This is a genomic window from Nocardia sp. NPDC004415 (assembly GCF_053602435.1).
The window spans coordinates 26,491-42,419 of the sequence record NZ_JBSGDP010000056.1; the positions used below are offsets into that span (position 1 = coordinate 26,491).

General features: G+C 69.3%; 13 protein-coding genes. 4 read left to right on the plus strand and 9 right to left on the minus strand.

The features are described 5' to 3' along the window. Positions 1 to 11: 11 nt before the first annotated feature. The 3 genes from ACWEMY_RS22995 to ACWEMY_RS23005 form a co-directional block, all read right to left on the minus strand. Complete coding sequence (locus ACWEMY_RS22995; protein WP_336083579.1) at positions 12 to 410, minus strand: TOBE domain-containing protein; 399 nt, start codon at positions 408 to 410, stop codon at positions 12 to 14. Between the two features lie 477 nt (positions 411 to 887). Then, positions 888 to 2,561 (minus strand): SulP family inorganic anion transporter, encoded by a 1,674-nt coding sequence (locus tag ACWEMY_RS23000; protein ID WP_452391673.1) that lies wholly within the window; start codon positions 2,559 to 2,561, stop codon positions 888 to 890. Positions 2,562 to 2,620: 59 nt separating this feature from the next. Beyond that, the gene (locus ACWEMY_RS23005) at positions 2,621 to 4,516 is read right to left on the minus strand and encodes an alkyl/aryl-sulfatase (RefSeq protein WP_452391674.1); all 1,896 of its coding nucleotides are present in this window, start codon (positions 4,514 to 4,516) and stop codon (positions 2,621 to 2,623) included. A gap of 175 nt (positions 4,517 to 4,691) precedes the next feature. Here ACWEMY_RS23005 and ACWEMY_RS23010 point away from each other — a divergent pair, with 175 nt between their 5' ends. Further along, the gene (locus tag ACWEMY_RS23010; protein WP_452391675.1) at positions 4,692 to 5,120 is read left to right on the plus strand and encodes a DUF6325 family protein; all 429 of its coding nucleotides are present in this window, start codon (positions 4,692 to 4,694) and stop codon (positions 5,118 to 5,120) included. 12 nt (positions 5,121 to 5,132) lie between these two features. Continuing rightward, positions 5,133 to 5,456, plus strand: a complete 324-nt coding sequence (locus tag ACWEMY_RS23015) for an SHOCT domain-containing protein (RefSeq protein ID WP_452391676.1) — start codon at positions 5,133 to 5,135, stop codon at positions 5,454 to 5,456. Positions 5,457 to 5,510: 54 nt separating this feature from the next. Here the strand turns inward: ACWEMY_RS23015 and ACWEMY_RS23020 are convergent, their stop codons facing one another. Continuing rightward, a complete protein-coding gene (locus ACWEMY_RS23020) occupies positions 5,511 to 6,296 on the minus strand; it encodes a crotonase/enoyl-CoA hydratase family protein (protein WP_452391677.1) in 786 nt (261 codons plus the stop codon). Between the two features lie 55 nt (positions 6,297 to 6,351). Between ACWEMY_RS23020 and ACWEMY_RS23025 the strand changes: the two genes are divergently transcribed. Then, complete coding sequence (locus ACWEMY_RS23025; RefSeq protein WP_452391678.1) at positions 6,352 to 6,948, plus strand: TetR/AcrR family transcriptional regulator; 597 nt, start codon at positions 6,352 to 6,354, stop codon at positions 6,946 to 6,948. Position 6,949: 1 nt separating this feature from the next. Here ACWEMY_RS23025 and ACWEMY_RS23030 read toward each other — a convergent pair whose 3' ends face one another. Further along, positions 6,950 to 7,750: an alpha/beta fold hydrolase gene (locus tag ACWEMY_RS23030; RefSeq protein ID WP_452391679.1), complete on the minus strand. Its 801-nt coding sequence runs from the start codon at positions 7,748 to 7,750 to the stop codon at positions 6,950 to 6,952. 156 nt (positions 7,751 to 7,906) lie between these two features. Here ACWEMY_RS23030 and ACWEMY_RS23035 point away from each other — a divergent pair, with 156 nt between their 5' ends. Next, the gene (locus ACWEMY_RS23035; RefSeq protein ID WP_375937033.1) at positions 7,907 to 8,302 is read left to right on the plus strand and encodes a RidA family protein; all 396 of its coding nucleotides are present in this window, start codon (positions 7,907 to 7,909) and stop codon (positions 8,300 to 8,302) included. A 47-nt stretch (positions 8,303 to 8,349) separates the two neighbouring features. On the opposite strand, the gene ACWEMY_RS23040 is transcribed toward ACWEMY_RS23035, so the two are convergent. The 4 genes from ACWEMY_RS23040 to ACWEMY_RS23055 form a co-directional block, all read right to left on the minus strand. Beyond that, on the minus strand, positions 8,350 to 9,993 hold the full coding sequence (locus ACWEMY_RS23040) for an ABC-F family ATP-binding cassette domain-containing protein (RefSeq protein WP_452391680.1): 1,644 nt from the start codon (positions 9,991 to 9,993) through the stop codon (positions 8,350 to 8,352). A gap of 234 nt (positions 9,994 to 10,227) precedes the next feature. Then, a complete protein-coding gene (locus ACWEMY_RS23045; RefSeq protein WP_452391681.1) occupies positions 10,228 to 11,220 on the minus strand; it encodes a methylenetetrahydrofolate reductase in 993 nt (330 codons plus the stop codon). After that, a complete protein-coding gene (locus ACWEMY_RS23050; RefSeq protein WP_452391682.1) occupies positions 11,210 to 14,608 on the minus strand; it encodes a pyruvate carboxylase in 3,399 nt (1,132 codons plus the stop codon). Before ACWEMY_RS23050 ends, ACWEMY_RS23045 begins: the two co-directional genes overlap by 11 nt. A gap of 94 nt (positions 14,609 to 14,702) precedes the next feature. Beyond that, entirely contained in the window at positions 14,703 to 15,830 is a 1,128-nt protein-coding gene (locus ACWEMY_RS23055; RefSeq protein ID WP_452391683.1) for a bifunctional 2-methylcitrate synthase/citrate synthase, read from the minus strand. Positions 15,831 to 15,929 lie beyond the last annotated feature (99 nt).

Consider the following 15,929-nt stretch of genomic DNA (forward strand, 5'->3'; position numbering starts at 1 on the left):
GTTCTACCTCATCAACTTTCCGGGATTTCAACAACAACGTGCGTGGACTTCACCGAAGCGACGGCCACACTGCCGACCTCGAGACCGAGCTCGTCGACGGATTCGCGGCTCATCAGCGACACCAGCCGGAACGGGCCCGCCTGCATCTCCACCTGCGCCATGACGGTGTCCTTGACGACCCGGGTGACGATGCCCTGCATCCGGTTGCGCGCCGAGGTGGCCACGGCGGCACCGGGTGGCACGGCCTCGCGCTCCCGCTGCAGGAATTCGGCGAGTTCGCGTCCCTCGACGCCCTTGCGGCCGTTGTCGAGCTGGATCGCCGCGAGCTTGCCCAGGTCGATGTACCGCCGGACGGTGTCATCACTGACACCCATGAGAGTTGCTACTTCACTGATCCGCAGATTCGACACATCGAGCAGTCTATGTGGCGCAGCTGCGGATCGCCCACGAAGCCCATCACCCGCCACGAAACCCGACCTCCTCAGCCCCGACCTCTGCGAGCCTGCCGTTTCCACCTCACCGCACTTACGGCAATCCGGAACCGTAAGGAGATCCTGTTGCGCACGGATCACCCCGACCCGCCCCACGTGTAACAACCACCTCTCCCCCACCAACCCCCGGACCGTGAGATCCGGCCATGGGCGGCGCTGATTCGACTCGGAATGGTGGGTATGGGCGTTTTCCGAAGATTTGTGTGGTCGGGGTATTGACTCCTGGCAAATCCGGAGCACACTGGATATACACCAGAGCACCGGAAGAGAACCACACGGTAGACAGAGACGTTTGCCCATCGAGTGATTGTTTTTCAGGATCTGGTCCAGGCCCCCGGCAAGCCAGTCGAGTACCGGATTCGCAGCGACGACTGCGATTCATGGATTCGATGGAGACTACCGGGGACTGTTCTGTGTGCCCCCTTCTCCGTGCAGCCTGATCTCGGCGTCGGCGTAGGCCGCCAGGGTGGATTCGCCCAGGGTGTGGGTCGCGGGGAAGAACTCGATCGAGACGCCCTGTCCGGCAAGCAGCTGATCGGTCCACACGGCGCGGACGTGCGGGTCGACGCCGCTGAGGTAGAGGCGCCCGCCTACCTCGTCGAGGCGGCGCGCGTAGTCGGCGAGCACGTGCAGGAAGGTCGCGCTGACGCTCGTGCGGCCGCGCAATCGCAGGATGACGATGGGATCGTGGGCCCCGGCCGGGTCGGGTAGCCGGGTCTGCAGGGTGCGCGCCCCGGCGTAGAAGAGGCTGCCGTAGACGTCCATGATGACGATCTCGTTGTCGGACAGCCGTTTCGGCAGGGTGTCCTCGACCAGCCGGTCGCCCTCCACCCGCAACCGCACGACCTTCAGGTCCATCGCTTCCTGATTGATTTGCAGCAGCAGCGAGAGTCCCACTCCGACCCCGACCGCGGCGGTCACCGGCAGCAGCAGTGTGGCGACGAAGGTGACGCCGAGCGCGGTGCGCGAGATCGAGCCGCTGCCCCAGATCGCCACCAGCCGGTCGATGTCGAACGCGCCCGCGGCGGCCACGATGAGAATGGCGGCCAACGTCGGCATGGGGACCTTGCCGACCAGCCCGGTCAGTGCCACCAGGATCACCAGGATCCACAGCCCCGACCACACCGAGCCCCAGCGGGTGCGCGCGCCGGAGGTGACATTGATGGCCGTCTGCCCCAGCGATCCGCCCACCGGCATCCCCCGGAACAGTCCCGCCGCGATATTGCCGATGCCCTGCGCGCAGAAGTCGCGGTCGATCCGGGACCGGGAACCGTCCGGGTTGGGTGCCGATTCGGCGACACCGGCACCCTGGACCAGCACGATGACGGTCACCGCCAGCGCACCGGCCAGCAGCGACGGCGACAACACGCTCAGATCGGGCAGGTGCGGCAGCGGGACGCCGGTCGGGATCGCGCCCGCGTCGGCGACGGTGGCGACCTCGTCCCACCCGAACGCCAGGACCACCGCGGTGGGCACCACCAGCGCACCCAGCGAGGCGACGCTGCGCAGCCGGCCCCGGCTCAGCAGCACCAACAGCACGATCGCGGTGACCCCTACCAGCGCTGAACGCCAGTCGATCCCACGGGGATGAGTCAGCACGTGTAGTGCCTTCAGCGCCGCCACCGAGCCCTCCGACGGCGCCCCGAGCAGCACCGGCAGCTGCCCGAGCACGATATTGGCCGCGATGCCGAGCAGGAACCCGGTCATCACCGAGTGCGAGACGAACCGGGTGTAGCGGCCCAGCCGCAGCACCGCCGCGACGATCATGGCGATTCCGGCGACCAGGGTGAGCAGCACCAGCGCGGCGGAGCGGTCCTCGGGCGCGATCTCGGTGAGCGTGGAACCCGCGGCCAGCGCCGACGCGCTGGTGGTGGTGACGACCATCAGCCGCGTACTCGTCCCGAACCCGCCGAAGAACCGGCCCGCCATGCTCGCGTACAGCCCGTGCACCGGGTTCACGCCCGCCAGCAGACCCGATGCCATGCCGTCGGGCACCCCGGCGATGGCACCGGGCACGCCGGCGCCGACGTCGGCTTTGGTCATGCGCTGTCCCGCGAAGGGGTTTCGCATCGCACGCTCCTTCGGCCGGCCGCCGGCCGGGCTGGATCAGCCGGCCGGCGGGAGCGGGATCAGGGCGTCACGATGGCGAAATCCGGGTCGGGAACGTCCAGGTAGCCGACCAGTTCGGCCAGCTTGCCCGCCTCACCGGTGACCTTCACGCGGCCGTCGGCGATCATCTGCTGCAGGCCCTGGCCGCCCAGCAACGCGGCGCGCAGATCGGCCGCGGTGAGGGCGAAGGTGGCGTCGGGCTCGGGCAGGTCGGTGTCCACGTCGAAGTGCACCAGCAGACCGTTGCGCAACTGGGTGCGGTGCACGGTCGAGGTGTCGGTGATCCGCCAGTCCAGCACGATCGACGCCGACCAGGCCTTGGGTCCGTCGACGCGCAGGGCGATGGCGTCGAAGACCTGCTCCACCGACAGCTCGGCCATGATGTCGGGCGCGGCGGCGACCGTGGGGGTGCCGACACTGCCGTGGCGCAGCTCGTAGGCGCCCATCAGGAAGAAGTTGCGCCACGTGCCGTTCTCGGCGCCGAAGCCGAGCTGCTCGAGGGTGTCGGCCTGCAGCGCCTTGGCCTCGGCATTGCCCGGGTCGGCGAAGATCACGTAGTTCAGCACCTGGGCGACCCAGCGGAAGTCGCCCTCGGCGTAGGACTTTCGCGCCTTGGTCAGTACCTCGTCGGCACCGCCCATGTACTCGAGGTGGCGGCGCGCGCCCTCGGCGGGCGGATGCTGCCACAGCGTCGAGGGATTGCCGTCGAACCAGCCCATGTAGCGCTGGTAGATCGCCTTGACATTGTGGCTCACCGAGCCGTAGTAGCCGTGCGTCGACCAGGCGTTCTCGATCGCGGGTGGCAGCTGGATGTCCTCGGCGATCTCGATGCCGGTGGCGCCCTTGTTGAGTGCGCGCAGGGTCTGATCGTGCAGGTAGCCGTAGAGATCGCGCTGCACCGAGAGGAATTCGGTGAGCCGCTCGGTGCCCCAGGTGGGCCAGTGGTGGGAGGCGAACACGACATCGGCGCGCGCGGCATAGCGGTTGATCGCCTCGGTGAGGTACTTCGCCCACACGTGCGGGTCGCGCACCAGCGCGCCGCGCAGCGTCAGCAGATTGTGCAGGGTGTGGGTGGCGTTCTCGGCCATGCACAGGGCCCGGCGGGCGGGGAAGTAGAAGTTCATCTCCGAGGGAGCCTCGGTGCCGGGGGTCATCTGGAACTCGATCTGGACGCCGTCGACAGTGACGGTCTGGCCGGTGTGGTCGATGTACACCGTCGGCGAGATCAGCGTCGGCGTGCCGGTCGAGGTGGTGGGTCCCAGACCCGCGCCCACCGCGCCCAGCGGGCCACGCGGCAAGGCGGCGCCGTACATGTAGGCCGCGCGCCGGGCCATCGCCGTGCCCGCGTAGACGTTCTCCTCGACGGCGTGCTCGGTGAACCCGACCGGCGCGATGATCGGGCAGTTGCCCGCGTCGACCGCCTCCTGGGTGGTCACGCCCTTCACGCCGCCGAAGTGATCGATGTGGGAGTGCGAGTAGATCACCCCGGTCACCGGGCGCTCGCCACGATGTTCACGGTAGAGGGCCAGTCCGGCGGCGGCGGTCTCGGCGGAGATGAGCGGGTCGACGACGATCACGCCCGTCTCGCCTTCGACGAGAGTCATGTTCGACAGATCGAGCCCGCGGATCTGGTAGATCCCGTCGGTGACCTCGTAGAGCCCCTGCATCGCGCACAGCTTCGACTGACGCCACAGGCTCGGGTTCACCGTGGGCGGGCAGTCCTCGTCGAGGAAGGCGTAGCCGTCGCTGTCCCAGACCACTTCGCCCGCGTCGTTCTTCACGATCCCCGGTGTCAGCGCGGCGACGAATCCGCGTTCGGCGTCGGCGAAATCCTGGCTGTCGTCGAACGGCAGCCGCGTCAGCAGGCTGTCGTTGCCCTGTCGGATACTGTCGGTCGCGCTGTTCTGGCCGCTCATCGGTTCCCTTTCCTGGCGACGAAGACTGTGCGGTCCGGCCCGAGGCCGAGACGATCCCCTCCGCAGTATTCGTCGTGGTCGCGGCGCGCACCTCACCCGCGACGGGTGAACTCGGGCGGAGGATTCACCCGATTCGGGTGAAGCGCGCCGGGCTCGTCCCGCGCACGATGCGGATATGGGAGCAACTCCAGTACTCGGCCCGGTCGAGTTCATCGTGCTGACCTTTCCCGGCACCTCCGTCGACGCGGCGGTCACCGACGCGCTCGCCGAGGTCGTCGGCAACGGCACGGTGACGCTGCTCGATCTGATCGTGCTGTCGATGGACGCCGCGGGCGCGGTCACCGAGCTCGAGATCGACGACGATCTCGACCAGGTGGGCCTGACCGGCCTGACCGCCGCCGACATCGACCTGGTCAGCGACGAGGACCTCGCCGTGGTCCGCGCGTCGATGGCACCGGAATCCACCGCCGTCGTGGTGGTATTCGAGGAGACCTGGGCCACCCGCCTGGCCGCCGCGGTCCGCGGCGCCGACGGGGAAGTGGCCCTGCACGTGCAGGTGCCGCGCGACGCGGTCGAGGCCGCCGTCGCCGCGGCCACCGTCTAGAGAGGAATCGAGATGCCACTTCGGATGGGCCGCGTCGGGCGGCCGGGACTGCTGGGCACGGTGGCCCGCACCGCGGTCGTCGCGGGCACCGCGCAAGCCACCTCCAACGCGGTCAACAATCGTGCCCGCAGGCGCTCCGCCGAACAGCAGGCCTACGCCGAACAGCAGGCGCCCCCACCGCAACCGGCCTACGCGCCGCCGCCTCCCCCGCCCCCGGCACCACCCGCGGGCGGCACGGATGTGGTCGCCGAGCTGACGAAACTGAGTCAGCTGCGCGATGCCGGGGCGCTCTCGGACGCGGAATTCGCCGCGGCGAAGGCGAAACTGCTCGGCTGATCTCCGCCGAACGTCCCGCCCCGACAAGGTACACACCTCGTCGGGGGCGGGTGATCAGTCCTGTCGTTCCGAGGTGAAGTCGCCGTGACGGCCCGCGCCCGCCGTGAAGCGGGCGGCACCGGCGAGGGTGTCGGACTGCAGCGAGGTCATGCCGCGCGCGAATTCATTGGCCAGGGCGTCGTTTTCGGCGAGGCCCGCCTGTTCGAGCATGGACAGGCGGTCCTGGCGCAGGCAGGTCTGCGGGAAGCGGGTGAGTTCCAGGGCGAGGTCGCGGGCCGCCACCAGCGCCCGACCGCGCGGGGCGACGCGGTTGACCAGGCCGATCCGGTGCGCTTCGGCGGCGTCGACGGGGCGGCCGGTGAGGATCAAGTCCAAGGCGTGGCTCTCCCCGATCAGCCGGGGCAGGCGCACGGTGCCGCCGTCGATCAGCGGCACACCCCAGCGGCGGCAGAACACGCCGAGGACCGCGTCCTCGTCGGCGACCCGCAGGTCGGCCCAGACGGCCAGTTCCAGCCCACCGGCCACGGCGTAGCCGGAGATCGCGGCGATGACCGGCTTGCTCAGCCGCATCCTGGTCGGGCCCATCGGGCCGTCGCCCTCGACCCCGGCGACATTGCCGCGCTCGGTGCCGATCGCCTTGAGATCGGCTCCCGCGCAGAAGGTTTCCCCCACGCCGTACAGGATGGCTACCGCCGCGTCGGGGTCGGCGTCGAAGTCGCGGAAGGCGGCGGCGAGTGCGGCGGCGGTGGGCCCGTCGACGGCATTGCGCGCCTCGGGACGGTTGATGCCGATGAGTACGAGCGGGCCGTCACGTTCGACCAGAACGGTGGGGGCGGTCATGTCCGCAATGAAACAGTCCACTCGGACTGTTGTCAAGACCTGCGAAGATACCCGCATGGCTCCCCCCACCGAAGGCCGGCGGCGCAGCGACGCCGCACGCAGCCAGAGCACGCGTGAGCGCATTCTCGCCGCCGCCGTCGCCAGCCTGATCGAGGACGGTTACGCCGCCACCAGCATCGGCGCCATCCAGGCCAGGGCGGGCGTCTCGCGCGGCGCGCTGCTGCACCAGTACCCGAACAAGGCGTATCTGCTCGTCGACGCGGTGCGTCACCTGTCCGATCAGCAGATCATCGAGGTGCGCACCGCCGAAGAGCCTGTGGGCGAACCGGATTGGATGGCGGCGCTGTGGCGCAGTTTCGCCACGCCCCTGTTCGGCGCGCTGCTGGAACTGTGGGTGGCGGCGCGCACCGACGCCGACCTGCGCGCGGCCCTGCTGCGTCATCAGCGCGATCTGCACACCACCGTCCGCGCGTCGATCGTGCGCCGGGTCCCCGACCCGCTCCCGGCGCACTTCGACACCGTCTTCGAGATGACCCTCACCTATTTCCGCGGCCTGGCCCTGACCACCATCCTCAGCACCAACCACCGCGACCAGCTGCTCGCCGACTGGCGCGCGGCCATGTCGACGGTGCTGTCCGCCCCCGCGCGCTGACTCAGCCCGCGGCAGCCGTTTCGATGACGGCGGTGACGGCCGCGGGTTCGGACACCAGGGAGGCGTGCGAGGCCGCGATCTCCGAGGTCCGCGCGCCGCTGCGCTGGGCCATGTAGCGCTGGGAGGCGGGCGGGATGACCAGGTCGTCGCCGGAGACCAGGTACCAGCTCGGCAGCCGCGTCCACGCCGCCGGGCCCGAAGGTTCGATGTTCGCCGCGACGGCGATGGAGCGCTGGTGGGCGATCATGTCGGCGGCGGTGGCATCGCTGACGTCACCGGCGAACACCTCGTGGAACGAGCCGGGGTCGACATACGCGTCGAGGTTCTTGCCGTTCACGCCGTGGCTGTCGTCGACGACGGTGAGCTGCAGGACCGGCGGCAGCAACCGGCTGCCGGGGAACCGGATCGGGTCCAGCGCCAGCTGCGCCGGCTCGCCCTCGACGGGCGCGAACCCGGCGATGTAGACCAGCGCGGTGACGTCCGGATCGTCCACATTGGTGATCACGGTGCCCCCGTAGGAGTGCCCGACCAGCACGATCGGCCCGTCGATCCCGGCGATGGCCTGCTCGATCGCCGCGGCGTCGTTGGCCGGGCCGCGCAGCGGGTTGGCCGGGACCACCACGGAATAGCCGTCGGCGCGCAGGTTCGCGGCGACCCCGTCCCAGCTGGTGGTGTCGGCGAAGGCGCCGTGCACCAGGACGACGGTGGGCTGCTCGGCCGCCGTGGCGGGTGCCGCGCCGAGTACCCCGGCGCCGAGCCCGACGGCGGCGACCACCGCCATGACCGATCGGATGCCGCTCATGTGAGTTCCTCTCCTACCGCTTCGGGTTCAGATGGAGCACTGCGCCCAGTATCGTCGCCGCCACTCGCGCCACATCGGCGGACCCTCCTGTCACACTCCGGCCGCGTGTCCCGTCTCCACCGTGGGAGACCATTCGATCGATATCAGGAGAGTTCCATGTCTGTGCACATCAGCAACCCGGCCGAGCTGCACGATCCGACCGGATTCGGCTACAGCCACGTCGCCAGGGTGACCGGTGAGCTCGTGCTGATCGCCGGTCAGTACGACTCCGACGCCGACGGCCACACCACCACCGAGGATTTCGCCGGACAGGTCGCGCGCGCGTTCGCCAATCTCGGCACGGCCCTGCGCTCGGCCGGTCTCGACTACGCCGATGTCGCCCAGCTGCGTACCTTCATCGTCGACCACGATCTCGACAAGCTGACTGTCCTCGGCGAGCAGATCGCCGAGATCTGGGGTGACAGGCCGCCCGCCCAGACCCTGCTCGGCGTCGCCGCGCTCGCCCTGCCCGGCATGCTGTTCGAGGTGGACGCGCTGGCTGCGCGGGGCTGACCGCGCACCGGCCCCGGACATCCGGGGCCGGTGCGTTCACCCGCCGATCAGCATCGTGCGGCGGAGGTGGCGCCCAGTTCCAGCCGGGGCCAGTCCCGCAGATCCCGCCGCAGCTGCCGGTCGTGGGTGGCGACGACCACCGCGGCCTCGGTGACCCGCAGCGCCTCGGTGAGTTCGTCGACCAGCGCGCTGGACAGGTGATTGGTCGGCTCGTCGAGCAGCAGCGCATGGGGACGGGCGGCCAGCGCGCAGGCGAGGTCGAGGCGGCGTTGCTGCCCGATGGACAGCTCGCCGATCGGCTTGTTCGCCTCGTGCGCGGTCAGCAGGCCGAGCGCGCTCAGCGCCACCCGTTCGCTCTCGTCGAGCATCCCCGCGGTGACCAGCTCCGCGAGATGCGTCTCGTACACCTCGCGCGCCCGGCGCCGCAGCGGCCACCGGGATTCCTGCCGCAGCAGGTGGATTCGCGCCTTGCGTGCCCGGTGGAACAGACCGGTCGACGGCGCGACGATCCCGCTCAGCACGCCGAGCAGCGTGGATTTGCCCGCGCCGTTGGCTCCGCTGATCACGAGCCGGTCGCCGGAGTCCAGCGCCAGTGCGACCGGTCCCGGCAACCGCCCGTCCACGGTGACGTCCTCCGCGCGCACCAGCGTGACCCCGGCCCGTGCGGGCAGTTCGGGCATCCCGAACCGCTGGGGCGGGGTGGGTGCGGTGACGCGATGCCGTTCCAGCTCGTCCTGGCGCCGGTGCACCGCGCGCGCCACCGAGCCCGCGCGGGTGGCGCGGGCGTGCTTGCCGGTGCCTTTGTCCGGCGGCCAGCCGCTGACCAGGCGGTTCTGTGCCACCGAGAGATCCTCGGCCAGGCGGGCGCGTTCGGTCTGCTGCTGGTCGTGGTCCTCGGCCCAGCGCGCCCGCTCGGCCCGGCGCCCGTCCCGGTATCCGGCGTAGCCGCCCCCGTAGACGCGGGGCCTGCCGTCGCGGGTGGGGTCGAGATCGAGGAACGACTGCGCGACATCGGTGAGCAGCGCGCGGTCGTGACTCACCACGACGACCCCGCCCGCGAAGGCGCGCAGCTGATCGGTGAGGAAGTCGAGCGCGGCCCGGTCGAGGTGGTTGGTCGGTTCGTCCAGCAGCAGGAAGTCGTCACCGGCGGCCAGCAGCACCGCCAGCCGCACCCGGTAGCGCTGCCCCACCGAGAGGGTGGCCAGCGGCCGGTCGCGGTCGGTGACGGCGCCGAGACCGGCCAGGGCGATGTCGACGCGACGGTCGGCGTCCCAGGCGTCGAGCAACTGGGCGAGGTCCAGCGCCGCGCTGTAGTCCTCGTCGGCGCCCGGACGGCCTTCTGTCATCGCTTCGGTCGCCTCGTCGAGCGCGCGCATGGCGGCGCGGGCGGCCGCGAGGTGCTCGTCGATGACGGCGCCGACGGTGCGTTCGTCGTGGTCGGGCATCTCCTGGGTGGCCAGCGCCAGCGTGCCCACACGGGCGACGGTGCCCTGGTCGGGGGCGAGTTCTCCGGCGAGCACGTGGAGCAGGGTGGACTTGCCGCGCCCGTTCTCGCCGACGACGGCCCACCGCGCGCCGGGCGAGACGGTCAGCTCGACGCCGTCGAGCACCACGCGGTCACCGCGCTGGAGGTGGATATCGGTGCAGGTCAGTTGGGCCCGCGCACGGGCAGGCCGAATTCGAGAGGTCATGTTTTCCTCCGGGCACACCGCACCATCCGTCACAAACGGAGGGGGTGCCCTGGTCGATGGACGCGCGCCGAGCGCGCGACGGAACATCGAAGAGAGGGCCGTCGGCTGTCCGCCGAGGCGGAAGCGGCCCTGGAATCTCAGAGGAAGAACAAGTGCATGCCGACCACGCTAACAACGCCGCGATCACCCGTCGAGTGAATTACCCGGCCGTGGCCGGAGCGTGCTGATCGGTGGTCAGGCCACGGCGGAGGTGGTGGTGTGGGTGGCGTAGCCGAGGTTGGTGAGGACCTCGCGGGTGGCCTTGGCGAAGTTGAGGGTGATGAAGTGCAGGCAAGGGGCGCCCTCGTCGATGAGGCGCTGGGCGATCTCGGTGGCGATCCGGACGCCTTCGGCGCGCACGGCGGCCCGGTCCTCCTCGGGCCCGGTGCCCGCGGCCTTCTCCAGCCGAGCCATCACCGATCGGGGCAGGGCGCGGCCGCTGAGTTCCTCGGCGCGCCGCACCGTGCGCAGCGAGGTGATGGGCATGAGCTCGGGGATGATCGGTTTGGCGCCCTCGACCGGGTCCATGGCCACCACCCGGTCGCGCAGGCGCAGATAGTGCTCGACGTCGAAGAACATCTGGGTGATCGAATAGTCCGCGCCCGCGCGGAGTTTCGCGGCCAGGAACCGGGTGTCGTGGTCGAGGTCGGGTGAGCGGTGGTGGCCCTGCGGGAACGAGGCCACCCCGACGTGGAAGTCGCCCAGGTCGCGCACGATGCGCACCAGTTCCTCGGCGTATTCGACGCCGGCGGGGTGCTTGCGCCAGGCGCCCAGCGGGTCACCGGGCGGGTCGCCGCGCAGCACGAGCAGGTTGCGGATGCCCGAGTCGGCGTAGGAGCCGACCAGCGAGCGCAACTCGGCGATGCTGTGCCCGACGGCGGTGAGGTGGGCGACCGGCAGCAGCGTGGTCTCGGTGGCCAGTTCACCGGTGATGCGTACCGTGCGGTCCTTGGTGGAGCCGCCCGCGCCGTAGGTCATGGAGACGAAGGCCGGGTGCATGCGCTCGAATTCGCGGACCGTGCGCCACAACCGGGCCTCCCCGGCCGTGTCGCGGGGCGGGTTGAACTCGACCGAGAACGGTACGCGGCCGCCACCGTGGTCGCGCAGGCGCTGCGCGACCGAACGGGTGCGGGCGCGCAAGGATGCCGGTGGCGCACCGGTCGTCTCGGGCTCTCGGTCACCGGTCATCGACGTCCCCCAATTCCACGAGTAGGTCGCCGCCCTCGACCTGCTGCACCTTCGCCGTGGCGACCCGTTCGACGATACCGGCGCGCGGCGCGGTGATGGCCGCTTCCATCTTCATTGCCTCGATCGTGCCGATCGAATCACCGGCGGCAACCGAATCTCCTTCGGCCACAGTGAGAGTCACGACCCCGGTGAACGGGGCCGCGAGCTGGCGGGGGTTGTTCTTGTCGGCCTTCTCCGCGACCGGAACTTCCGAGGCGATCGAACGGTCGCGCACCGCGACCGGGCGCAACTGCCCGTTCATGATGCACATGACCGTGCGCATCCCCTTCTCGTCCGGCTCCGAGATCGCCTCCAGCCCGATGAGCAGCGTGACACCCTTCTCCAACTGCACCCGATGCTCCTCGCCCCGGCGCAATCCGTAGAAGAACTGGTTCTCCGACAGACCCGTGGTGTCGCCGTACTTCTCCCGGTGAGCGCGGAATTCGGCTGTCGGGCCGGGGAACAGCAGTCGGTTGAGGGTGTCGCGGCGTTCGTCCGGCGACCCGTCGAGACCGGCCCGATCGGTGGCCGTCAGCGCGACTTCGGGTTTGGGTTCACTGCGCCCGGCCAGCGCCTTGGTACGGAACGGCTCCGGCCAGCCACCGGCCGGAGTACCGAGCTCACCACGCAGGAAACCGATCACCGAATCCGGAATGTCATAGCGACCCGGATCAGCGGCGAAGTCCTCGATCTCCACACCGGAACCCACCAGCGCCAGGGCCAGGTCACCGACCACCTTCGACGAGGGCGTCACCTTGATCAGACGACCCAGCAGCCGGTCCGCCGCCGCGTACTTGGCCTCGACTTCCTCGAACCGGTCACCCAGACCCAAAGCGATCGCCTGCTGACGCAGATTCGACAGCTGACCACCCGGAATCTCGTGCGTGTACACCCGCCCGGTCGGCGCCGGAAGCCCGGACTCGAACGGCGCGTATACCTTCCGCAGCGCCTCCCAATACGGCTCCAGATCGCACACGTTCTGCAGATTCAGGCCGGTGTCGCGCTCGGTGTGCGCGGCGGCCGCGACGATCGCCGACAGCGCAGGCTGCGAGGTGGTACCGGCCATGGCCGCCGAAGCACCGTCGACCGCGTCGGCACCGGCCTGCCACGCGGCCAGGTAGGTAGCGAGCTGACCGCCGGGAGTGTCATGGGTGTGCACGTGCACGGGCAGATCGAAGTTGCTGCGCAATGCCGTCACGAGCTTGGCGGCCGACGGTGCGCGCAGGAGCCCGGCCATGTCCTTGATCGCCAAGACGTGCGCACCCGCGTCCACGATCTGCTCGGCGAGCTTGAGGTAGTAGTCGAGGGTGTAGAGCTGCTCGTTCGGATCGAGCAGATCACCGGTGTAACTCAACGCGACTTCCGCGACAGCACTGCCGGTTTCGCGCACGGCCTCGATGGCGGGCCGCATCTGTTCCACATTGTTGAGCGCGTCGAAGATCCGGAAGATATCGATACCGGTGGACGCCGCCTCCGACACGAATGCCCGCGTGACCTGTTCCGGATAGGGCGTGTACCCCACCGTATTCCGCCCGCGCAGCAACATCTGCAAGCAGATATTGGGCACCGCCTCGCGCAGCGCGGCCAGCCGCTCCCACGGGTCCTCGTGCAGGAACCGCAGCGCCACATCGTAGGTCGCGCCACCCCACGCCTCGATCGAGAGCAGTTCGGGGGTCAATCGCGCGACATGCCCGGCCACACCGAGCAGGCCACTGGTCCGAACACGTGTGGCCAGCAGCGACTGATGCGCGTCCCGGAACGTCGTGTCGGTGACCGCCAGTGCCTTCTGTTCCCGCAAGGCGCGCGCGAAACCCTCGGGTCCGAGGGCCAGCAGGCGCTGACGCGATCCGTCCGGCGGCGGCGGGGTCAGGTCGATGGCGGGCAGTTTGTCGTGCGGGTACACCGTGGTGGGCCGTTCCCCGTGCGGCTTGTTCACCGTCACGTCGGCCAGATAGTCGAGAATCTTGGATGCCCGGTCCGCCGAGACCCGCCGCGTCACCAGATCCGGGCGCGCGTCGATGAACGAGGTGTTCACCTTCCCCGCCCGGAAATCCGGATCGTCCAGAACCGCTTGCAGGAAGGGGATATTCGTCGCGAGCCCGCGAATACGGAATTCGGTCACCGCCCGCTGTGCCCGCGCGACCGCGGCCGGGAAGTCCTGGCCCCGGCAGGTGAGCTTCACCAGCAATGAATCGAAATGCGCCCCGATCTCCGCGCCCACGGTGGCGCCACCGTCGAGCCGCACCCCCGCACCACCCGGCGTCCGGTACGCGGTGATCCGCCCGGTGTCGGGCCGGAAACCATTGGCCGGGTCCTCGGTGGTGATCCGGCATTGCAGGGCGGCGCCGCGAATCGTCACCGTCTCCTGGCTCAATCCCAGCTCGGCCAGGGATTCCCCCGCCGCGATCCGCAATTGCGCCTGCACCAAGTCCACATCGGTGATCTCCTCGGTCACCGTGTGCTCCACCTGGATACGCGGATTCATCTCGATGAACACGTGATTGCCGCGTTCGTCGAGCAGGAATTCCACGGTGCCCGCGTTCACGTACCCGATCTGCCGGGCGAAGGCCACCGCGTCGGCGCAGATGCGTTCGCGCAGTGCCGGATCCAGATTCGGCGCGGGAGCGAGCTCGATCACCTTCTGGTGCCGCCGCTGCAACGAGCAGTCCCGCTCGAACAGGTGCATCACATTGCCGTACTGGTCGGCCAGAATCTGCACCTCGATATGACGCGGATTCACCACCGCCTGCTCGAGAAACACGGTCGGATCGCCGAAGGCAGACTCGGCCTCTCGCGAAGCAGCCTCGATCGCCTCCCGCAGCTGCTCGGGCTCCGCCACCCGGCGCATTCCGCGGCCACCGCCCCCGGCGACGGCCTTGACGAAGATCGGATACTCCAATTCGGCGGCAGCGGTGAGCAATTCCTCGATGTCGGCCGACGGCTCACTCGAGGTCAGCACCGGCAGTCCGGCCGCCTTCGCCGCCGCGATGGCCGTGGCCTTGTTCCCCGCCATTTCCAGCACCTCGGCCGAGGGCCCGACGAAGGTGATGCCCTCGCGCGCGCACGCCGCCGCCAGTTCGGGATTCTCCGACAGGAACCCGTATCCCGGGTAGATGGCGTCGGCACCTGCGGATTTCGCCGCGTCGACAATCGCCTCGATCGACAGATACGCGCGAACCGGATGACCCTCCACGCCGATCTGATACGACTGATCGGCCTTGTGCCGGTGCGGGGAATTGCGGTCCTCGTACGGGAACACCGCGGCGGTGCTCGCGCCGAGTTCGTACGCGGCGCGGAAGGCGCGGATGGCGATCTCGCCACGGTTGGCTACCAGGATTCGAGAGAACATGTCGACCTTGTCGAGTCGGGGCGTCAGCGAGGGTGCGCCGGGTACGAAACGGCGGCCCGCACGGGTGGTGCGGGCCGCCGATAGCTGGGATCTGCTAGGCGACGACGGTGCGCTGCGGCACGCCGACGTATTCGCTCAGCGGACGGATCAGGGCATTGGACTCACCCTGTTCGATGATGTGCGCGGTCCAGCCGGTGATCCGGCTCATCACGAAGATCGGGGTGAACACCTCGATATCGAAACCGAGCAGGTAATAGGCCGGGCCGGTCGGGAAATCGAGATTCGGTTTGATGCCGGTGGCCTCGGTCATGGTGCGTTCGAGCGTCTCGTACATCCGCACCCATTTGTCGCCGTCGGTGGCGGCGGCGATATCGAGGAACGCCTGTTTCATGGTGGGCACCCGGGAATCACCGTTCTTGTAGACCCGGTGGCCGAAGCCCATCACCTTTTCCTTGTGCGCCAGCTTGTTACGCAGCCATTCCTCGGCCAGCGCGGGATCGCCGATCTCGAGCATGTCGTGCATGACCGCCTCGTTGGCACCGCCGTGCAGCGGACCCTTCAACGCGCCGATGGCGGCGGTGACCGCGCTGTAGATATCGGACAGCGTCGAGGTGACCACGCGCGCGGCGAAGGTGGAGGCGTTGAAACTGTGCTCGGCGTAGAGGATCAGCGACACCTCGAAGGCCTTGACCAGCTCCCGCGACGGGATACTGCCGAAGCACATATTCAGGAAGTTCTCCGCGTACCCCAGGTGCGAGTGCGGCGGGATCGGGTCCAGTCCGCGGCGGCGGCGGCGATGGTCGGCGGCCACGATGGTCGGCAGCACCGCGAGCATCCGCAGCGACTTGGCGCGGTTGGCCTTGGCCGAGTTGTCGTCCTCGGCCGGGTCCTCGGCACCCAGATAGCTGATGGCGGTGCGGACGATGTCCATCGGGTGGCAGTTGTCCGGCATCTTGGCCACCAGCGACAGCAGCGACCGGTCGGCCCGGCGCGAGGCGCGCTCCTGCTGGCAGAACCGTTCCAGCTCGCGGTGATCGGGCAGCTCCCCGTTCCACAGCAGGTAGGCCACCTCCTCGAACGAGCAGTGCGCGGCCAGGTCCTGCACGGCGTAGCCACGATAGGTCAGCGAGTTCGTCTCCGGCACCACCTTCGAGATCGCGGTGGTGTCGACCACGACTCCGGCCAGGCCCTTGTAGATGGTGGGTACAGCGATGTCGGTCATCACTGAGCCTTTTTCATCCTGCTGCCTCGGCCTGACGCTCGCGGTCCTGCAGTACTCCGATCGCCTTGACGAGCCGAGTCGTCTTGTCAGGACAACATC

Excerpts from the sequence above, each read along its gene's own strand:
- ACWEMY_RS23015 (WP_452391676.1), top strand. The coding sequence starts at position 5,133 with ATGCCACTTCGGATGGGCCGCGTCGGGCGGCCGGGACTGCTGGGCACG.
- ACWEMY_RS23030 (WP_452391679.1), bottom strand. The coding sequence starts at position 7,750 with ATGAGCGGCATCCGATCGGTCATGGCGGTGGTCGCCGCCGTCGGGCTC.
- ACWEMY_RS23035 (WP_375937033.1), top strand. The coding sequence starts at position 7,907 with ATGTCTGTGCACATCAGCAACCCGGCCGAGCTGCACGATCCGACCGGA.
- ACWEMY_RS23040 (WP_452391680.1), bottom strand. The coding sequence starts at position 9,993 with ATGACCTCTCGAATTCGGCCTGCCCGTGCGCGGGCCCAACTGACCTGC.
- ACWEMY_RS23010 (WP_452391675.1), top strand. The coding sequence starts at position 4,692 with ATGGGAGCAACTCCAGTACTCGGCCCGGTCGAGTTCATCGTGCTGACC.
- ACWEMY_RS23000 (WP_452391673.1), bottom strand. The coding sequence starts at position 2,561 with ATGCGAAACCCCTTCGCGGGACAGCGCATGACCAAAGCCGACGTCGGC.
- ACWEMY_RS23045 (WP_452391681.1), bottom strand. The coding sequence starts at position 11,220 with ATGACCGGTGACCGAGAGCCCGAGACGACCGGTGCGCCACCGGCATCC.
- ACWEMY_RS23025 (WP_452391678.1), top strand. The coding sequence starts at position 6,352 with ATGGCTCCCCCCACCGAAGGCCGGCGGCGCAGCGACGCCGCACGCAGC.
- ACWEMY_RS23050 (WP_452391682.1), bottom strand. The coding sequence starts at position 14,608 with ATGTTCTCTCGAATCCTGGTAGCCAACCGTGGCGAGATCGCCATCCGC.
- ACWEMY_RS23020 (WP_452391677.1), bottom strand. The coding sequence starts at position 6,296 with ATGACCGCCCCCACCGTTCTGGTCGAACGTGACGGCCCGCTCGTACTC.
- ACWEMY_RS23055 (WP_452391683.1), bottom strand. The coding sequence starts at position 15,830 with ATGACCGACATCGCTGTACCCACCATCTACAAGGGCCTGGCCGGAGTC.
- ACWEMY_RS23005 (WP_452391674.1), bottom strand. The coding sequence starts at position 4,516 with ATGAGCGGCCAGAACAGCGCGACCGACAGTATCCGACAGGGCAACGAC.